This is a genomic window from Pseudomonas sp. L5B5, from assembly GCF_020520285.1.
GTDB lineage: Bacteria > Pseudomonadota > Gammaproteobacteria > Pseudomonadales > Pseudomonadaceae > Aquipseudomonas.
In genome coordinates this window covers 969,954-987,700 of record NZ_CP084742.1, presented here as the reverse complement: position 1 = coordinate 987,700, position 17,747 = coordinate 969,954, and the positions used below count along the sequence as shown (strand labels likewise).

Below are 17,747 nucleotides of genomic sequence, written 5' to 3'. Positions count from 1 at the left end.
GGGTTCGTCATGGCGCGATGCACGTGGCCAGGAACGATAACCGTGGGTTGATGGCGTGCATCTTCCACCAGTGATTGATCGATAAAAAGCGCAAAAAATGCTGAAATCCAATCGTAAAATTAGATATATTTTTCGTCGGATAGTTGGTGTCAAACCTTCGATTCATCGCTTAAGTTAATGACCTGCAAGCAATTCGCTGGATGCCTCGCGAAAATCCGGCGACCATAACCGCTCAAGCACCCCACCCTGGAGTCCGCGTGTCGCAACACACCCCCGATCTGCCCCCCGAGCTCATGCCCCTAGCCCAGATGTCGTTGTTCAAGCGCCTGGCAGCGCGCTTCTTCGGTCATGGTCTGACCCGCCTGCGGGCCCAGCATCGGGCTTCCTGGCTGCACGGGCAGGCTGACGGCTTTCGCAGTGGCCATACCGCAGGGGTGGAGTACGGTTATCGCGAGGGCCGCCTCGAGGGCCTGGAGGAAGGCCGCCAGGTGTTGCTGATCCGCGACAGTCGCAATACCGAGCACCAGCCACCGGGGGTGGATGACCGGCTGTTCGACGACTGGCGCCTGCCGTTGAGCGCAGAGCTGAAGAAGCGTTTCAAGGCTGATGTCGCTCGCCTGATGGCGCCAGGGGCGCAGCCCAGCGCGGCGCAATGGAAGATGATCTTCAGCGACACTCCGGCCACCGCGGTGATCGCCGGGGCCGGGGCCGGCAAATCGACCTCGCTGGTGCTGCGCCTGCTGCTGCTCCATCACTACCTGGGGTTCGAACTGAACTCCATGACCGTGGTGACCTTCACCCGCGAGTCGCGCAAGGACTTCATCGCCAAGTTGATGCAGGTGTTCGCCCTGTGGGGCCGGCCGATCGATGCCCGGCAGGCCCGGGACCTGGTGCGCACCTTCCATTCGCGCATCTTGCCCATGGTGCGCAGCCTGCCGGGATTCGAGCGACTGCAGGCGTTCGAGAACCTCAACGACCGACAACCAGGCGCCGACGCCGAGGTCGACAGCAATCCCTTTGACTTGCGCATCAATGATGCCCAGCGCAAGCACCTCAATGCCTGTTATCAGGCGCTTTACAGCAGTGACGAACGTTTTCGCCAGGCCTTGAAACCCCTGCTGCGCCACGCCCTGCAACTCAAGGAGTTGGAGCGCGATCATCCGGATGTGCAAAAGCGCATGGCGGTCACCGAGCTGGCGGCCAAGCGCGATGAGGAACTGTGCGACACCCTCGAGGACCTGTGGTTTCGGGCCGGAGCCTGGCCGATCAAGGGTATCGAGCCCAAGCGCCAGCGCTTCGAGATCAACGGCGCGCAGTTTCATTGCCATGGTTACTGCGCCGAGCTCGATGCCTGGGTGGTGCTGGGCTTCGACCCCCGGGAAAACCCCCAGGTCACCCGGCCCGGGGCCAAGCTGAGCGTGCGCGCGGAGTGGGCGGTCAAGCGCACCCTGTTTCAAGCTTTCTGTCGTAAGTCGTTGATTTGGCTAGACAGTTATGAAGATGCAAAACGTGCTCTAGGCGCTTTTTCGGCCCAGGCCAGTGCAGGGCCAGGCTTCGACTACCGGGTCAAGGGTGAGCTGGCGTCGGCACCCTTGCTGGACTGTTTCGTCGTGGCCGCCGGCTTCATCGAGAACCTGGGGCTGGACGTGGGCGACGCCGTGGGCCGCATGAGTTTCCCCCAGGACGATCCCGACCGTCATTTCTTCGAGGCCCTGAGCTTGTTCTGGCGCGCCCTGGAAGACCATCTGCTGGACCAGTCGCCGCCGATCATGACCTACAACCGGATGTTCGCCCTGTTCAGTGAACGCTCGCCCGAGAATTTCAAGCTATTGGGCGATGCCTGCCTGAGGCCGATGGCGCACCTGATGATCGATGAGTTCCAGGACGTTTCGCCGCAGATCGTCTCCTGGATCAAGGCCAGTCTTGGCGAGATCCGCCGTCGTGGTGCGGCCCTGCATGTGGGGCGCGGGGCCCAGCATTCCTCGCTGTTGTGCGTGGGCGACGACTGGCAGTCGATCTATGGCTGGCGTGGCAGCTCGCCGCATTACTTCATCGAGTTCAACAAGGAGTTCGTCTCGCCCGGCACTACCCGGGTCATGCTCAGCGAGAACTACCGCAGCCACCAGCATGTGATCGACGCTGCCGAGCATATTGTCCGGGCGGCCCCGGCGATTGCCGGGAAGAAGGCCAAGGCCAGCGGCGACGCCCGGGACCTTTGGCCGGTACAGGTGCTGGATCGGGATGACGAGGGGTTGGCCCGGCGCCTAGCGGAGCACTACGAGCAGGGTGACTCAATTCTTATGTTGTTTCGAAAAAGCAGCGATAAACTATTGATGGAAAACAATATTTCTCAAATAGTTAATGTTGATTCTAGTTTGCCGGTTGCGACTCGCCGGCTCAAGCAGCTGACGTTTCACAGCGCCAAGGGGCTGCAGGCGGATGTGGTGTTCCTGCTGGGCGACTGCCAGCACCTGAGCAGTTCGCCATACAAGAACCAGGTGTACCGCATGGCCGGACTGGGCAAGGACGGTGACGCCACGCCCTACGACAGTGCACAGAAAGACGAGATCCTGCGCCTGGCCTATGTGGGCATCACCCGGGCGGCCAGGCAGTGCTACTGGTATGTGGAGCGCTCGGAACCGGGCTCGGCGAATGCCCCCAGGGCCTCGGATCGGGTGGCGAAGGACAAGCCATATTTCCAGGACCTGCGACAGCGCCCATGAAAAAGCCCGCCGGTCAGGCGGGCTTCCATGAAGGGTCATCAGGCCTTGAAAGCCAATGACGGCGTGAAGGCTTCCAGTTCGTCCTCCACGGCCTCGATTATTCGTTCGACGTCCGCAGCGCTCATCACGGTCGCGCAGGGTATGCCGGCGATGGCGATCATGGTTTCACCGCTGGCGCGGTCGAAGAGCCGGGCGATCATGCTGCCAGGCGCATCCATGCTGGCTTCGAAACCCAAGGGATGAAAATGCCAGCGCATCAGCTGGCAGGCGTTTGGAAAGGTGACTTTGCTGGCCCAGGCTGTATTCATCGATGGCCCACCCTGATTCATTGAGCGCTTCCTTGTGCTCGCGGTAGGAACGAGTGGCTCGTCAATGAGCCGCTCGGTTGAGGTTGTAAAAATAGCACCGGGGCATGGCGGCCTGCAGTCTTTTTGGCCACCGTCCGGCGGTTCTTTCATGAAATTTTGATGCCAGTCACGTCGTTATTGGATGACAGCCTTCGCAGGATGTCCTGGTTATCCGGGGGGGGCGTTGCTGGTGGCCAGCCCCCAAGGCCCATGCCCGGCAGATTTCTTTGCGTGCACGCGCACAAGACAGCACTTGGAGCCGGCACTAGGATCGGCACATCGGAAATTCGGCTCGGGGAGTCTTTGCATGCCAGCGCGGCGAACGATCAGTTTGTGGATGGACCAGCTTGACGAGCCGCTGTTGCCACGGCCGTCCTTGGAGCGGGACCTGGACCTGGACGTGGCGATCATCGGTGCCGGCTACACCGGCCTGTGGGCCGCGTATTACCTCAAGCGCCTGGCGCCGCACCTGAAGATTGCCGTGCTCGAGGCGCAGGTCGCCGGTTTTGGCGCGTCCGGGCGCAACGGCGGCTGGCTGATGGGCAACCTGCTGGGCGAGGGGCGCCTGCTGGCGCCATTGCCGGCCGAACAGCGCCAAGCTTCCTACGAGCTGTTGCATGGCATCCCCGATGAAGTGGCCAACGTCATCGAACGCGAAGGCATCGACTGTGATTACCGCAAGGGCGGAGTGCTGTATTGCGCCGCCCGTTATCCCGAGCAGGAAACCAGCCTGCGCCAGCACCTGGAGCAGTTGCGCCGCCAGGGCCTGGGCGAGGCCGACTACCGGTGGCTGAACCCCGGGCAACTGGCGGAGCAGTTGCGCCTGGCCAATGCCTACGGGGCCATCCAGGCCACCCATTGCGCCACTGTCCAGCCGGCCAAGCTGGTGCGTGGCCTGGCCCTTGCGGTGGAGCGCCTGGGGGTGCGTCTCTACGAGAACAGCCCGGTCACCCAGTGGCAGTCCGGCAGCTTGCGCACGCCACGAGCGGCGGTGCGCAGCCGCTGGATAGTGCCGGCGGTGGAGGGCTATTCGATGTCCCTGGCCCCCCTGGGCCGCTACCAGCTGCCGGTGCAGAGCCTGCTGGTGGCCACCGAGCCGCTGGCCCAGTCCACCTGGGATGAAATCGGCCTGGACCGGGGGCAGGCCTTCAGCGAGAGCAGCCGTCAAGTCACCTATGGCCAGCGCACCCTGGACAATCGCCTGGTGTTCGGGGCACGGGGTGGCTATCAGTTCGCCGGCAAACTGCGTCACGACTTCAACCTGACCCGGGATGAAGTGCAGTTGCGCCGCTACCTGTTCGCCGAGCTGTTCCCCCAGCTCAAGGACGTGCGCATCAGCCATGCCTGGGGCGGCAATCTGGGCATGGCGCGCCAGTTCAATCCGCACATGCTCTGTGATCGGCGCAAGGGCATCGCCCTGTCCGGAGGCTACGGTGGCGAGGGTGTGGGAGCCAGCAACCTGGGTGGCCGGACCCTGGCCGACCTGATTCTCGAGCGCGACAGCCTGCTGGTACGCCAGCCCTGGGTGCTGCCTGACGGTGGCCTGGAGCAGCTGCGGGCCTGGGAGCCCGAACCCTGTCGCTGGCTGGGCTACAACGCGATCATTCGCAGCTTCGTCCATGAGGACCAGACCCTGGCCAATCCAGCCTCGGCCCCTTGGCGACGCAAGATGGCCAGCCGGGTCGCCGGGTTCATGGAAGGCTTCATGCACTGACCCGGCTCGGGCATTCGGCTGCGCTGGCCGTACCCCTGGGCGATTTCCAGGCGTGCAGTCCTACAGCTGAGTGTTTTCCGGGAGCAGGGCGCCACCGTCCACCACCAGGGTCTGCCCGGTGATGTAGCCGGCTTGCCTGGACGCCAGGAACGACATGGCCCAGGCAATATCCAGCGGGGAGCCCAGGCGCTGGAGCGGAATATGCCTGGCCAGGTTGCCGGCGTCGCCCAGGTTATCGGTGGCCTGGGTGGCGATCAGTCCCGGTTCGACGCCATTGACCGTGATCCCGTACTCCGCCAGTTCCAGCGCCGCGGCGCGGATGAAACCGTTGACCCCGGCCTTGGAGGCCGCGTAGTGGGCCAGCCCGGGGATCGCCGTGCGCGGCCCGGTGACCGAGGAGGTGATGACGATCCGCGGGTCCCGGGTGCGGCGCAGCGCCGGCAGCGCCGCCCGGGCCAGCCAGAAACAGCTCTTGAGGTTCACCGCCAGGGTGCTGTCCAGGGTCGCATCCTCCAGTTCGGCGAGCCGCTGCATGGGAAAGATCCCGGCGTTGTGCAGCAGCAGGTCGAGGCCGCCAAAGGCTTGCTCGGTGGCGGCCACCGCCTGTTCGGCGGCGGCCCGGCTACTGAGGTCGATGGTGAGCAGTTCGGCATTGCCCCCGGCTTCGCGGATCAGGCGCAGGGTCTCGGTGCCGGCGGCGGTGCTGCGGGTGGCCAGCATCACCTTGGCACCCTGGGCGGCGAACAGCTGCGCAATGGCCCGGCCGATGCCCTGTCCGGAACCGGTGACCAGGGCGATGCGCCCGGCCTGTTCGCGATTCATGGCCGTGCTCCCGGCAGGACCTGGGCCAGGCACTGGTCCAGCAGGCGGTTGTGCAGGTCCACCTGTTCCTCGCTGGCACTGGGGCACAGCAAGGCCATGTTGTGGAACGGTGTCAGCAGTACCCCGCGGTTGAGCAGGTACAGGTGCAGGTAAGCCTCGATCAGCCCGTGCCGGGCATGGTGGGCCTCGCCACCATTGCGTGGAGCATGGGGCATGAACAGGTACTCCACCCGGGCGCCGATGCGGGTCACGTGCCAGGGCAGGCGGTGGCGCTGGATGATCGCCTCGACCCCGGCCCGCAGGCGCTCGGCCAGCTGGAACATGCGCTGGTAGTTGGCGTGGTTCATCACCTCGCTGAACGTGGCACGCATGGCGGCCATTTGCAGGGCGTTGCCGGCCAGGGTACCGCCGAAGCCGAAGTGGTTGATCGCCTGGCCCGGCTGGAAGTGCGGCAGTACCTGCCAGATCCGCTCGGCCATGGCCTGGCTGGCGCCCCAGACGGCGGTGGGAATGCCGCCGGCGATGCACTTGCCGAGGACGAAGAAGTCCGGCTCCAGGCCATGTTCGGCGCAGTAGCCGCCAGGGCCGCAGGACAGGGTGTGGGTCTCGTCGATGATCAGCGGCACGTCGTAGCGTTGGGTCAGTTGTCGCAGGCCATCATGAAAACCCGCTGCCGGCGGCACCATGCCGACGTTGGTCATGAAGGGCTCGGTCAACACCGCGGCCACATCACCATGGGCCAGGGCCGCCTCCAGGGCCGGCAGGTCGTTGAATTCCACCAGGCGGGTAGTGGCCTCGTGATGCAAGCCGTTGGCGTGCACGCCTTCGCGGGGAATCATCTGGCCGCCGGCATCGAACTCCACTTGGGACTCGTCGACGCTGCCGTGGTAGTTGCAGTTGAACACCAGCACCTTGTGTCGGCCGGTGATCATCCGGCACAGGCGCAAGACGAAACGGTTGGCATCGGTGGCCGAGGTGGTGACTTGCCAATAGGGCAGGCCGAAACGCCGGGTCAGTTCCTGGCCCACCCACAGGCTGTCGGCGGTAGGCAGCATCAGCGTCGAGCCGTGCTGCACCTGTTCGGCGATGGCCGCGGCCACCGCCGGCTGGGCATGGCCGAACATCGCCCCGGTGTCGCCCAGGGCGAAGTCGACGTACTGGTGGCCGTCGCAGTCAGTCAGGGTCGCGCCCTGGGCATCGGCCACCATGATCGGGTAGGAGCCGGGCCATTGCTGCATCCAGTGCAACGGTGCGCCGTACAGCCAGTGTTTGAGGTTCTGGCGGTAGAAGGCGCCGGAGCGCGGATGGCGCTCGGCAAACAGTTGCAGTTCGCTCTGGTAGCAGTCGGCGACGCGTTGCAGGTCGAGTCCCAGGGTCATGGCAGTGTCCTGTGAAGAGTGGGCGGTAATCGCGGTTCAGGCGTAGGTCGTGCGGTTGAGCACCCGGGCCAGGGCGCCCACCGGGAAGTTGGCGAAGCTTGCGAAGTCCGCCCCCTGGTAGCCGAAGATCTTGCCGTCGCTGCGCCCGGCCGCGAGGTCGATCAGCACCACGCCCAGGGTCGGGACGATCTTTTCCCGCCAGACGAACAGGTACAACTGCTCGGCGATCTTGTAGTAGTGGCAGCGATCGGTGTCCGCCAGACCTTGCTCGACCCCCTCGAGGCACTGCCAACTGTAGAAGTCGGCATTGAGGTAGACGTGCTCGTAGGCCTCGCTGGCGCTGTAGACGTACTGGTTGCGCAGGCCGATCAGTTCCCGGGTGGGGGCGTGCCGTGGTGTATCGGCGGTGAATGGCTGGTCGAGGGCGCCGTGCAGGAACTGCGCCTTGACGCTGGTCAGCTCGCCACCGGCCAGGGCCCGGCTGAACAGGTCGGTGCGGCACTCGTCGCTGCTGGGCATTTGCCCGAGGACAGCGGTGAAACACCGGCGCTCCAGGTCCAGGATCAGGCTCACCGAGTGGGTGGCGCCCTGTTCCTGCTTGAGGAAATCCACCAGGTACAGGCCGTGGCGCAGGGAGGTGGCGCGGTACGCCAGTGCCTCGTTAGGGGCTTCACCGACGGTGTTCCAGCTCAGGGTGGTGGCGCGAAAGTGATGTTCGATCTGCCAGCCATTGTCGAAGTACAGGGTCAGGCTGCGCCCGGCCAGGTCGTCGAGTGCCGGCAGGATGTGGTTGTCGCCGGCAAAGCCGTCCGCGAGGGCGCCGACGGTGATCCATTCAGGTTGCGGGGTCATGGCAAGGCTCTTGTCTGGTTGGGATGAGCGCCATGTTCACCCTCGGTGCCGCGCTTGCCCATCAACCGGATGGTTGAGAGGGGCGGCTTCAGAGAAACAGCGTGCTCACCAGCTCGGTGCGGTTGCCCACGCCGACCTTGCGGAACAGGTTGATCAGGTGGGTCTTGACCGTGGGCAGCCCCAGGTCCAGGCGTCGGGCGATGCTCTTGTTGTCCGCGCCATCGCGCAGCAGCCAGGCGATTTCCCGCTCCCGGGGTGTCAGCCCGGCCAGGCGCTGGTCGGCCTGGGCACAGGGTGCCCGGGCGGCCATTTCCAGCAGCCCCTGCAAGGCCTGCAGGGTGACCAACTCCTGGGGGCTGAAGCGTCCCAGGTTGCTATTGCGCAGCAATGACAGGCCGGCGATGGGCCGTTGGCCATCGCCGGCCAGGATCTCCACCACGTCCAGCACCCCGTGGCGCTGCAGGAAACCCTGGTACACCAGGGTGTCGCGACGGTCCTGGCGGGCCATGCCCATGTGCAGCGACAGCACCGGATGCCCGGCGGCGGCGCACAGCTGCGGTTGCAATGGGTCGTAGCGCCGATAGCGTTGCAGGTAGGCCTGGTGCATCTGTTCGGGCATGCGGTAGAGCGAGAAGTCGCGAGCCTGCAGGTGCTGGTCGATCCGGTAGAAGGCGCAGAGGCTGGCGGGCACCACTTGGGTGAAGGCGGCGATGCAGCGCTGTCCCAGCTCATGGGCCCCGGGCAGGGCGGCGGGTGCGTTCATGACGAGGCTCCTGGCTGCCCGCTGGGCAGTGGCTCGGGACCGGGAAGGAGGACGGGCAGTGCCCGGCGAGGGCCGGGCAGGGGGTCCGGTCGATCAGGGGGCAGGCCGTGTCCGCCGCAAGCGACGGGCACGACCTGCCAGCGCGGTCAGCGCCGGGCCTGGCTCAGGCCCTGGGCCAGGGCCTCGACGATGACATCCACTTGCGCCGGCTGGATGACCAGTGGCGGCGAGAGAATGATCTTGGTGCCCACCGGGCGCACCATGACCCCGTGCTCCCGGGCGATCTGCGCCACCTGGTTGGCGTAGCCGCTGGTGGGGTCGATGGGCTCGCGAGTGGCCTTGTCGGCCACCAGGTCCAGGGCCAGCATCAGGCCCTGGCCACGCACCTCGCCGACGGTGTCGAAGCGTTCGGCGAACGGCTGCAGCTTGGCCAGCATGTAGTCGCCCATCTTCGCCGCGTTGGCCGGCAGGTCTTCCTTGACCACGATGTCCAGGCAGGCCAGGGCGGCGGCGCAGGCCACTGGGTGCCCGGCATAGGTGTAGCCGTGCATGATGGCGCCGGTGAAGTCGCTGTTTCTCTCGAACGCTTCCTCGATCCGTCGGTTGACCACGGTGGCGCCCAGGGGGATGTAGCCGGAGGTGATGCCCTTGGCCAGGCACATGATGTCGGGCTTGACCCCCCACAGGCGGCTGCCGAACATCGAGCCGCTGCGGCCGAAGCCGGTAACCACTTCATCGGCGATCAGCAGCACGCCGTACTTGTCGCAGACCTCGCGGATCAACGGCCAGTAGTTGGCCGGCGGCACGATGACCCCACCGGCGCCCTGGATCGGCTCGGCAATGAAGGCCGCCACGGTATCCGGGCTCTGGAACTGGATTTCCCGCTCCAGCAGGTCGGCGCAGATCTTGCCCAGCTCTTCCGGGTCCTGGCTGTAGGGGTTGCGGTACAGCCACGGGGTATCGATGTGGTAGCAGCCGGGCAGCAGGGGTTCGTAGTTGCGCCGGAATACCGTGTTGCCATTGACCGAGGCGCCACCGAAGTGGGTGCCGTGGTAACCCTGGCGCAGGGAAATGAACTTGGTGCGGTCGGCCTGGCCTTCGAGCTTCCAGTACTGGCGAGCCAGCTTCAGGGCGCTTTCGATGGCGTCCGAGCCGCCGGAGCTGAACGCCACGCGGCGCATGTCCTCGGGTTCGAGCAGGTTCATCAGGACCCGCGACAGCTCCTCGGCGCGGGGATGGCTGACCCCGTCGAACAGCTGGAAGTACTCCAGTTCGTCGAGCTGCGCGGTGATGGCCGCCTTCACTTCCTTGCGGTTGTGGCCGACGTTGACGTTCCACAACCCGGCGACGCCATCCACCAGCTGGTGGCCCTTGTCGTCATACACATAGCAGCCATCGCCGCGCACGATGCGGATCGGCTCGCGTTGCTTCATCTCGTTGGGGTGCAGCATGGGATGCCAGAAATGGCTTGCTTGGCTCACGTTGGATCTCCTGATGGGGCACGGACAGCGTGGAGCTATTAGGACGCGATTGGCCGGCGTGTTGCTTGCCTCTGTGTGCCAGGGCATTTGATCCAGGCTGCCAGGCGCTGGTCGAGCACCGGGTGTTGGCAGCCAGCGCCAAGTTTTGCGGCAGCCAGGATCAAGACGGCACCGGGCTTTGGGCTCAGAGTCTTGGTCAATCAGGTCCAACCATGAGGATTGAAGATGAGCGTTGCCATCGACCCACGTGTCGCCGCATTCATAGACAGCCAGCACGGCCTGCTGATCGACGGCCAGAGCCGGCCGGCGCTCTCCGGAGCGCGGATGCCGGTCTACAACCCAGCCACCGCAGAGCTGCTGACGGAAGTGGCCATGGCGGCCGAGGCCGACATCGACCTGGCGGTCAGCGCGGCGCGCCAGGCCTTCGAGGGCAGCTGGAAGGCCCAGCGCCCGGCGGATCGCGAACGCCTGCTGCTGAAACTGGCGGATTTGCTGGAAGCCAATGGCGAGGAGCTGGCGCAGCTGGAAACCCTCAACAACGGCCAGTCGATCCACCTGGCCCGGGCCCTGGAGGTAGGCGCGGCGGCGGAGTTCACCCGCTACATGGCCGGCTGGGCGACCAAGATCGAAGGCAAGAGCCTGGATGTATCGATCGCCGCCGTGCCCGGCGCGCAGTACCGCGCCTACACGGTGCCGGAGCCGGTGGGCGTGGTGGGGGCGATCGTGCCGTGGAACTTCCCGCTGCTGATGGCCATCTGGAAAATCGTCCCGGCCCTGGCCTGCGGTTGCACCGTGGTGCTCAAGCCAGCGGATGAGACCCCGCTCACTGCATTGCGCCTGGGGCAGTTGTGCCTGGAGGCGGGCATCGCCCCCGGGGTGGTCAACGTGGTCACTGGCAGCGGTGCCGGGGCCGGGGCGGCACTGGCGGCCCATCCGGGCATCGACAAGCTGGCGTTCACCGGCTCGACCCAGGTGGGCAAGCTGATCGGCCGTGCTGCGGTGGACAACATGACTCGATTTTCCCTGGAGCTAGGTGGTAAATCCCCGGTGATCGTGCTCGATGACTGCGATCCGGACGCGGCGGCGGCCGGCGCCAGTGCGGCGATCTTCTTCAATCAGGGGCAGGTCTGTACTGCGGGTTCGCGGCTGTATATCCAGCGCGGCATCTATCAGCAAGTGCTGGACCGGCTGGTGGCCATCGCCGGCTCCCTGAGCATCGGCCCGGGCCTGGATGAACAGGCGCAGATCAACCCGCTGATCTCGGCCAAGCAGCAGCGGCGGGTGCTGCAGATGATCGAGCGTGGTGTCGAGGAGGGCGCGCGGGTGCTGTGCGGCGGCGTGGCCTTCGGCGAACGTGGCTTCTACGTGCGGCCCACGGTGGTGGCCGACGTGGAGCCCGGCCAGCAGCTGGTGCGCGAGGAAATCTTCGGTCCGGTGGTGGTCGCCACCCCCTTCGACACGCTGGAGGAGGTGGTGGCGCTGGCCAACGACAACGCCTACGGGCTGGGGGCGAGCATCTGGTCCAACGACCTGGGGCAGGTCATGCAGCTGATCCCGCAGATCAAGGCCGGTACGGTCTGGGTCAATACCCACAACATGCTCGACCCGTCGATGCCCTTTGGTGGCTACAAGCAGTCCGGTATCGGTCGCGAGATGGGCCATGCGGCCATCGAGGCCTATACCGAGAACAAGTCGGTGTGCATCGCCTACTGAGTGGCGTCCGATCGCGTCCCGCAGGCCAGTTGCTGCGGGACGACTCCAGGCTGCGCCAGACAGCCAGTGCGCCCGTCACCACGCGTGCCCTTGAAATGCCTAGAACAATAATCATCAACCCATGCTTTCGAGGTTTACCCCATGTCGCTCAACGACAGACTCAACCAGCACCTGCACCAGGGTGTGGTCGGATTTCCCACGGCCCTGGCCAGCGCCGTGGGCCTGATCATGGCCAGCCCGGTGATCCTCACCGCCACCACCGGCTTCGGCATCGGCGGTGGCGCCTTCGCCGCAGCGATGGTGATCGCCCTGCTGATGATGCTGGCCCAGTCCACCACCTTCGCCGAAGCGGCCTGCCTGCTACCCACCAACGGCTCGGTCTATGACTACCTGGCCTGCGGCCTGGGACGCTTCTTCGCCATCACCGGCACCTTGTCCGCCTACCTGATCGTGCATGTGTTCGCCGGTACGGCGGAAACCATCCTCAGTGGCGTCATGGCCCTGGTCAATTTCGAATCCCTCAATACCCTGCTGGAGCAGAGTGGCAGCGCCTGGCTGGTGGGAGTGGGGCTGGTGCTGTTCTTCGGCCTGCTCAACGCCGTTGGCATCACGGCCTTCAGCCGCGCCGAGGTGATCCTGACCTTCGGCATGTGGAGCACCCTGATCATCTTCGGCGTACTGGGCGTGCTCAAGGCCCCGGCGGTGGAGCTCGATGGCTGGTTCGGTGCATCCACTGTCGGCACCGACCTGCCGACCATCCTGTCCCTGGTGGGGATGGCGATGTTCATGTTCGTCGGTTGCGAGTTCGTCACGCCCCTGACTCCGGACGTGCGCAAGGCTTCGCGCACCATTCCCCGGGCCATGGCGCTCGGGTTGGTGGGGGTAGCGGTGTGCATGTTCATCTATGGTGCGGCGATGAAGCGCCAGGTAGCCAACGTTGCCCTGAGCCAGGATGGCAGCGTGCACTTGCTGGAGACGCCCATGGCCATCCCGCACTTCGCCGAGCAGATCATGGGCCCGTTCGGTCGTATCTGGCTGGGGATCGGCCTGCTGTTCGCCGGCGCCGCCACCATCAACACACTGATGGCCGGCTTGCCGCGGATTCTCTACGGCATGGCCCAGGATGGTGCCTTGCCGAAGGTGTTCACCTACCTGCATCCGCGTTTCAAGACGCCGTTGCTGTGCATTGCCGTGGCCGTGCTGATTCCCTGCCTGCACGCGTGGTGGCTGGGGGGCAGCACCGACAGCATCATGCACCTGGTGCTGGCGGCGGTCTGTGCCTGGAGCACCGCCTACTTGCTGGTGACCCTGTCGGTGGTGATGCTGCGCATCCGTCGGCCGGACCTGCCACGGCCCTACAAGTCGCCCTGGTTCCCTTTGCCGCAGATCCTGTCTTCGGCGGGCATCCTGCTGGGCATGTGGTACATCACCCCGCCGGGCATGAACCCACGGGACATCTATGTACCGTTTGGCAGCATGCTGGGCCTGACCGCGCTCTATGCCCTGGTCTGGACATTGGCGGTACAGAAGGTCAATCCGTTTCGTCCGGTGCCGGTGGAAGAAGTGCTGGAACAGGCCCTGGGCCTGGCTGCGGATGATGTCCAGAAACCTCGGGAGGGCGTGGCCGATGAATCTTTCAAGCTGGCGACAAAACCTCTTTGAGCTGTGGCACCGCCCGCCCTCGGGTTACCGCCAGGGGTTGACCCTGAGCCAGTTGCGCCGGGATCTTGCGGGGCTGGACTGCCTCGGCCAGGGCGCCGCCGGGGTGACGTTCCATTGTCCCCGGCGCAATCTGGCGTTCGACGTCACGGAGTGCCCCCAGGCCCAGTTCCTGATGCATATCGTGGTGTGCCAGTGGCACTTGCGAATACCGGCTGCCGGTCCGGGGCGGGCGAGCATCGGCTTGCGCCATACCGGGGCAATCCGTCGCCAGGGGGTCGCCGCGAAGTTGCAGGCGGGCGAGCAGGCCGACTGGGCGCCCTTGATGCAGCGCCTGTGCCAAGACCCGCTGTTGCTGGCGCAGCTGCTGCCCCTGGATTTCAAGCGCCTGGAGCTACACCGCGATGACCAGGGCTGGCAGGTACGCCTGGAGCATTTTGGGGCCAGCGAGGTGGTCAATCGCTTGCCGGGCATGCGTCGCTACATCCGCTTGAATGCCGTGCAACGCGAGGCGCTGCTGGACACCTTCAGCCAGCTGCAAGGCTTGCTGGGAGCGTACTGAACCGCTTATTGGCACAACCTCTGCTTGAGTCGTGACAGGTTATTCCTGCTGCCAGGCGCCTTGCCTGGCAAATAGATAACATGTTAATGATAACGCCATAAAAACAATGGCGGCCCGAACCGGCTCCTGGAGGTGCACAGTGCTTGCTTCCCATAGTTTCAGTTCCTGGCTGGGTGCCCTGCAGGGCGTCTGCGGTCGCTTCGATGCCCGTCCGGCGCACAACCCCGCGCTGTTCATCGGCGAGGTGGGGCTGCAGGACTACGCCGGGCTCGAGGTGGCGCAGATCCGCACCAACGCCGGGCTGATCTCCCGGCAGGGCACCAGGGCTGATCATGACGATGATCGCCACTGCTTCCTGATCGTCCAGCGCAGCGGCCATGCGCGCTTGAGCCAGGGCGGCGAGAGCGTGGAGCTGGGCCCCGGGGACATGGCCCTGCTGGATTCGGCCGGTGCCTGTGAAATCGTGCCCCATGGCTTGATCGAACATGCGTCGCTCCACCTCTGCCGGGAAGACGTCTATCGCCACCTGCCGGCCCAGCAGCGCAAGTTCGGCAAGCTCTCGCAGAACTGCGCCAGTGGTCGGCTGATGCGCCTGCTGGTGGAGCAGATCTGTGCCGGCGACCTGCACGGCTGTGCAGCGCAGCAGGAGGGCCAGGCGTTGCAGGAGGCCTTGATCGCCTTGCTGGGGCCGACCCTGCGCCAGGCCGCCGATGGCCTTGCCGGCCACGACGACGCGCTGCATGGCCAGTGCCTGCGAGACCAGGCCCGGCACCTGATCCAGCAATCGCTCAATGAGCCGAGCCTGACCCCGGTGTCCCTTGCGGGCCAGTTGAATATCTCGGTGCGCCAGTTGTACCGATTGTTCGAAGAGCAGGGCGACAGCGTCTGTCGTTTCATCCAGCGTTCGCGGCTCAAGCGCAGCGCGGCGGACTTGAGCAACCCGCACCTGCGCAACGAATCGATCACCGATATCGCCTTCAAATGGGGCTTTACCGATTCGGCGCATTTCAGCCGCACCTTCAAGAAGCATTTTGAACAGTCGCCACGGGATTACCGGGCTCGCTCACTTATGTAGCAGCCCTGCAGGCACGTGCTTCGTGTAGCCGCTGCCGCAGGCTGCGCACGGGCGCGCAGCGACCGCGGGGTTTGCTGGGGCGGTGCAATTGTTGAAGGCCCTGCGGGCCTTGTCGCAGCTTCGCAGGCTCAGCAGCGGCTACAGGGCACGTGCTTCGTGTAGCCGCTGCCGTAGGCTGCGCACGGGCGCGCAGCGACCGCGGGGTTTGCTGGGGCGGCGCAATTGTTGAAGGCCCTGCGGGCCTTGTCGCAGCTTCGCAGGCTCAGCAGCGGCTACAGCTCAGGGGTTTTCCAGGTCGTGGCCCAGGGATTGGATGAACAACGAGAACAGCTCCGGCTGGCTGGAGATGTCCAGCTTGGCGTACAGGTGCCGGCGGTGGACCTTGACGGTGTCCGGGGAGATTTTCAGGCGCTCGGCCATCGCCTTGGAGGAAAACCCGCGCAGGATCAGCCGGGCAATTTCCAGCTCTCGCTCCGACAGCACGCCGCTGCCGAAATGGCTGAGGGCATCGCGGATCTGGCTGGCCATTTCCTCGGCGGCCGGCCCCTGGGGGCGTACCTGGCTGTGCTGCCAGTGCTGCTGCATGAGTGGCAGCACCCAGGCTGCGAAGGTGGTGAGCTGGCCGATTTCCTCGCTGCTGAACAGGCGCTGGCTGCCCAGTGACAGGGACAGGGTGCCGGCCTCGGGCAGTTGCAGGATGAACTGCACTTCGTCTTCCAGCACGTTGTCGTGGAAATAGCTGAGAAAGTATTCGCTCTGGCGAAAGTGGTCCGGGGCAACCTCTTCAAGACGATACAGGCCGCTGGGATAACCCTCGCGACATGCCTGGAAGAAGGGGTCCAGCAGGTACAGGCCGTTGAGGTAGGTGAGCATCGACGCCGGCTTGCTGCTGGGTTCGGCGTCATATTCCTCCAGTGCCCGGGGCGGGCCGTCCAGGGGATAGAAGATCGCCAGCGCATTGTCGAACGGCGTGGCCTGGTGCAGCAAAAGGATCAGCTGCTTCCACAGGCGCGGATGGCCGATCAGCGTAAGGGTGCGCCCCAGGCTGGCGTGCAGGCCGACTTCCCTGAACAGGTTACTCAAAAGTATCGCTCCACGGATCCGCTGAAAGTGTCCCGGCACGGTTTCGTCGATTTGCCGGCCGCCGTCAAGGGGGAGTACTCCAATAGGGGAATTGGTCCGTACCCCGTCCCTGCCTAGAGTAGACACGGTCAAGTGCGTCCCAGAATGCATTCGTCCGATGAATCTCGTTCCTGCCTCAGACCTACAATAAACACGAGGATAACGATATGAGCTCTCCCTCCGCGCCCGACGGCGCGCTGAAACCTACCTTGAGTGTGTTCGATGTGGTGGCGATCACCGTGTCCGGCGTGACCCCGGCCAGCTCCGTGTTCGTGATCGCCCCCTTTGCCATTCACCAGGCCGGCAGCGGGGTCTTCCTGGCGTTCGTAATGGCCGGCCTGCTGGCCCTGATGTTCGCGTTCTGCTACGCCGAACTGGGCCGGGCCCACAACAGTGCCGGTGGCGAGTACGTCTACGCCAAGCGAGTGTTCGGTGGCCTGGCCGGGTATGCCACGTTCCTCACGGTGCTGGTGATGCTGCTGTTCATCCCGCCCGTGCTGGCCACCGGGGCCGCCACCTACCTGAACAACGCCCTGGGCACCCAGTACGATTCCCAGACCGTGGCCCTGGCGATCGTCACCTGCAGCTATTTGCTGGGCATCCTCAATATCAAGCTCAATGCCTGGATCACCGGCACCTGCCTGTTGCTGGAGGTGGCAGCGTTGCTGGTGATCGTCTGGCTGGGTTTTGGCAACGCCACGCAACCGGTGAGCATCCTGCTGCAACCGCAGATGGTCGACCACGGCGTGCTGCAGCTGGCACCCTGGGCCCTGGTGATCGGGGCGGTGGGCATCGGCCTGTTTTCCTATAACGGCTACGGACCGGCGGTGTTGCTGGCCGAAGACATGAAGTGCAAGGGCCGCGGGGTGCACAAGGCGGTGCTCTGGTCCCTGGCGCTGGTGGTGATCATCGAGCTGGTGCCGCTGACCGCACTGTTGATTGGGGCGCCATCGCTCAGCGAGATGCTCGCCAGCCCCGATCCCATCGGCTACCTGCTCACCAGCCATGGCAACGAAACCCTGGCCCGGGTGGTCAGTGGCGGTATCTTCCTCTCGGTGTTCAACGCCATTGTCGCCATCGTCATCCAGATCGGTCGGGTGGTCTTCAGCAGTGGGCGCGATGCATTGTGGACGCCGGGCATCAACCGCCTGTTCACGCGGATCCATCCGCGCTGGGATTCGCCCTGGCTGGCCACGCTGTTCCTGGCGATTCCTTCGGCGGTGCTCAGTTTCAGCTCGAACCTGGCGGACCTCACATCCTTCAGCGTGCTGCTGATCATGCTGGTGTACCTGATCGTCGCCCTCAGCGCGCTGATGAGCCGGGTGCTGCTGCGCGATCGCGAGCACCCCTACCGCATGCCGTTATGGCCGCTGCCGGCACTGCTGGCGGTGGTCGGCGCCGGCTACCTGCTGGTCAATCTGTTCCTCGACGCGTCCCTGCGCGACATCATGGTGATTGTCGGCCTGCTGGCGCTGTCGGTGATTCTCTATGGCACCAATGGCCGGTACAGCCCGGCGTTTCAGAAATTGTAAGGA

14 protein-coding genes are annotated in these 17,747 nt (G+C 65.0%); 7 read left to right on the top strand and 7 right to left on the bottom strand.

Going from position 1 to position 17,747, the window contains the following annotated elements; translation table 11 throughout:
* The first annotated feature begins 257 nt into the window (after window positions 1-257).
* On the top strand, window positions 258-2,723 hold the full coding sequence (locus tag LGQ10_RS04375; RefSeq protein ID WP_226524827.1) for a UvrD-helicase domain-containing protein: 2,466 nt from the start codon (window positions 258-260) through the stop codon (window positions 2,721-2,723).
* A gap of 38 nt (window positions 2,724-2,761) precedes the next feature.
* On the opposite strand, the gene LGQ10_RS04370 is transcribed toward LGQ10_RS04375, so the two are convergent.
* Entirely contained in the window at window positions 2,762-3,031 is a 270-nt protein-coding gene (locus tag LGQ10_RS04370) for a DUF1652 domain-containing protein (protein WP_058436561.1), read from the bottom strand.
* Between the two features lie 346 nt (window positions 3,032-3,377).
* Between LGQ10_RS04370 and LGQ10_RS04365 the strand changes: the two genes are divergently transcribed.
* Entirely contained in the window at window positions 3,378-4,784 is a 1,407-nt protein-coding gene (locus tag LGQ10_RS04365) for an NAD(P)/FAD-dependent oxidoreductase (RefSeq protein WP_226524826.1), read from the top strand.
* Between the two features lie 60 nt (window positions 4,785-4,844).
* Here LGQ10_RS04365 and LGQ10_RS04360 read toward each other — a convergent pair whose 3' ends face one another.
* The 5 genes from LGQ10_RS04360 to LGQ10_RS04340 form a co-directional block, all read right to left on the bottom strand.
* Window positions 4,845-5,606: an SDR family oxidoreductase gene (locus LGQ10_RS04360; RefSeq protein ID WP_226524825.1), complete on the bottom strand. Its 762-nt coding sequence runs from the start codon at window positions 5,604-5,606 to the stop codon at window positions 4,845-4,847.
* On the bottom strand, window positions 5,603-6,985 hold the full coding sequence (locus LGQ10_RS04355; RefSeq protein ID WP_226524824.1) for an aspartate aminotransferase family protein: 1,383 nt from the start codon (window positions 6,983-6,985) through the stop codon (window positions 5,603-5,605). Before LGQ10_RS04355 ends, LGQ10_RS04360 begins: the two co-directional genes overlap by 4 nt.
* Window positions 6,986-7,021: 36 nt before the next feature.
* A complete protein-coding gene (locus LGQ10_RS04350; protein ID WP_226524823.1) occupies window positions 7,022-7,837 on the bottom strand; it encodes a molybdenum cofactor biosynthesis F family protein in 816 nt (271 codons plus the stop codon).
* Between the two features lie 88 nt (window positions 7,838-7,925).
* Window positions 7,926-8,600 carry a helix-turn-helix transcriptional regulator gene (locus LGQ10_RS04345; RefSeq protein ID WP_058435909.1) on the bottom strand — a complete coding sequence of 225 codons (675 nt, stop codon included), beginning with the start codon at window positions 8,598-8,600 and terminating at the stop codon, window positions 7,926-7,928.
* A gap of 146 nt (window positions 8,601-8,746) precedes the next feature.
* On the bottom strand, window positions 8,747-10,081 hold the full coding sequence (locus tag LGQ10_RS04340) for an aspartate aminotransferase family protein (RefSeq protein ID WP_058435910.1): 1,335 nt from the start codon (window positions 10,079-10,081) through the stop codon (window positions 8,747-8,749).
* A gap of 225 nt (window positions 10,082-10,306) precedes the next feature.
* Here LGQ10_RS04340 and LGQ10_RS04335 point away from each other — a divergent pair, with 225 nt between their 5' ends.
* The 4 genes from LGQ10_RS04335 (at window position 10,307) to feaR (ending at window position 15,090) form a co-directional block, all read left to right on the top strand.
* Complete coding sequence (locus LGQ10_RS04335) at window positions 10,307-11,794, top strand: aldehyde dehydrogenase family protein (RefSeq protein WP_226524822.1); 1,488 nt, start codon at window positions 10,307-10,309, stop codon at window positions 11,792-11,794.
* Window positions 11,795-11,935: 141 nt separating this feature from the next.
* Window positions 11,936-13,456 carry an APC family permease gene (locus LGQ10_RS04330; protein ID WP_226524821.1) on the top strand — a complete coding sequence of 507 codons (1,521 nt, stop codon included), beginning with the start codon at window positions 11,936-11,938 and terminating at the stop codon, window positions 13,454-13,456.
* Complete coding sequence (locus LGQ10_RS04325) at window positions 13,422-14,015, top strand: DUF3156 family protein (protein WP_226524820.1); 594 nt, start codon at window positions 13,422-13,424, stop codon at window positions 14,013-14,015. Before LGQ10_RS04330 ends, LGQ10_RS04325 begins: the two co-directional genes overlap by 35 nt.
* 139 nt (window positions 14,016-14,154) lie before the next feature.
* Window positions 14,155-15,090: a transcriptional regulator FeaR gene (gene feaR / locus LGQ10_RS04320; RefSeq protein ID WP_226524819.1), complete on the top strand. Its 936-nt coding sequence runs from the start codon at window positions 14,155-14,157 to the stop codon at window positions 15,088-15,090.
* Window positions 15,091-15,369: 279 nt separating this feature from the next.
* Here feaR and LGQ10_RS04315 read toward each other — a convergent pair whose 3' ends face one another.
* The gene (locus LGQ10_RS04315; protein WP_226524818.1) at window positions 15,370-16,173 is read right to left on the bottom strand and encodes a helix-turn-helix transcriptional regulator; all 804 of its coding nucleotides are present in this window, start codon (window positions 16,171-16,173) and stop codon (window positions 15,370-15,372) included.
* A 206-nt stretch (window positions 16,174-16,379) separates the two neighbouring features.
* Here LGQ10_RS04315 and LGQ10_RS04310 point away from each other — a divergent pair, with 206 nt between their 5' ends.
* A complete protein-coding gene (locus tag LGQ10_RS04310) occupies window positions 16,380-17,744 on the top strand; it encodes an APC family permease (RefSeq protein ID WP_058435915.1) in 1,365 nt (454 codons plus the stop codon).
* Window positions 17,745-17,747 lie beyond the last annotated feature (3 nt).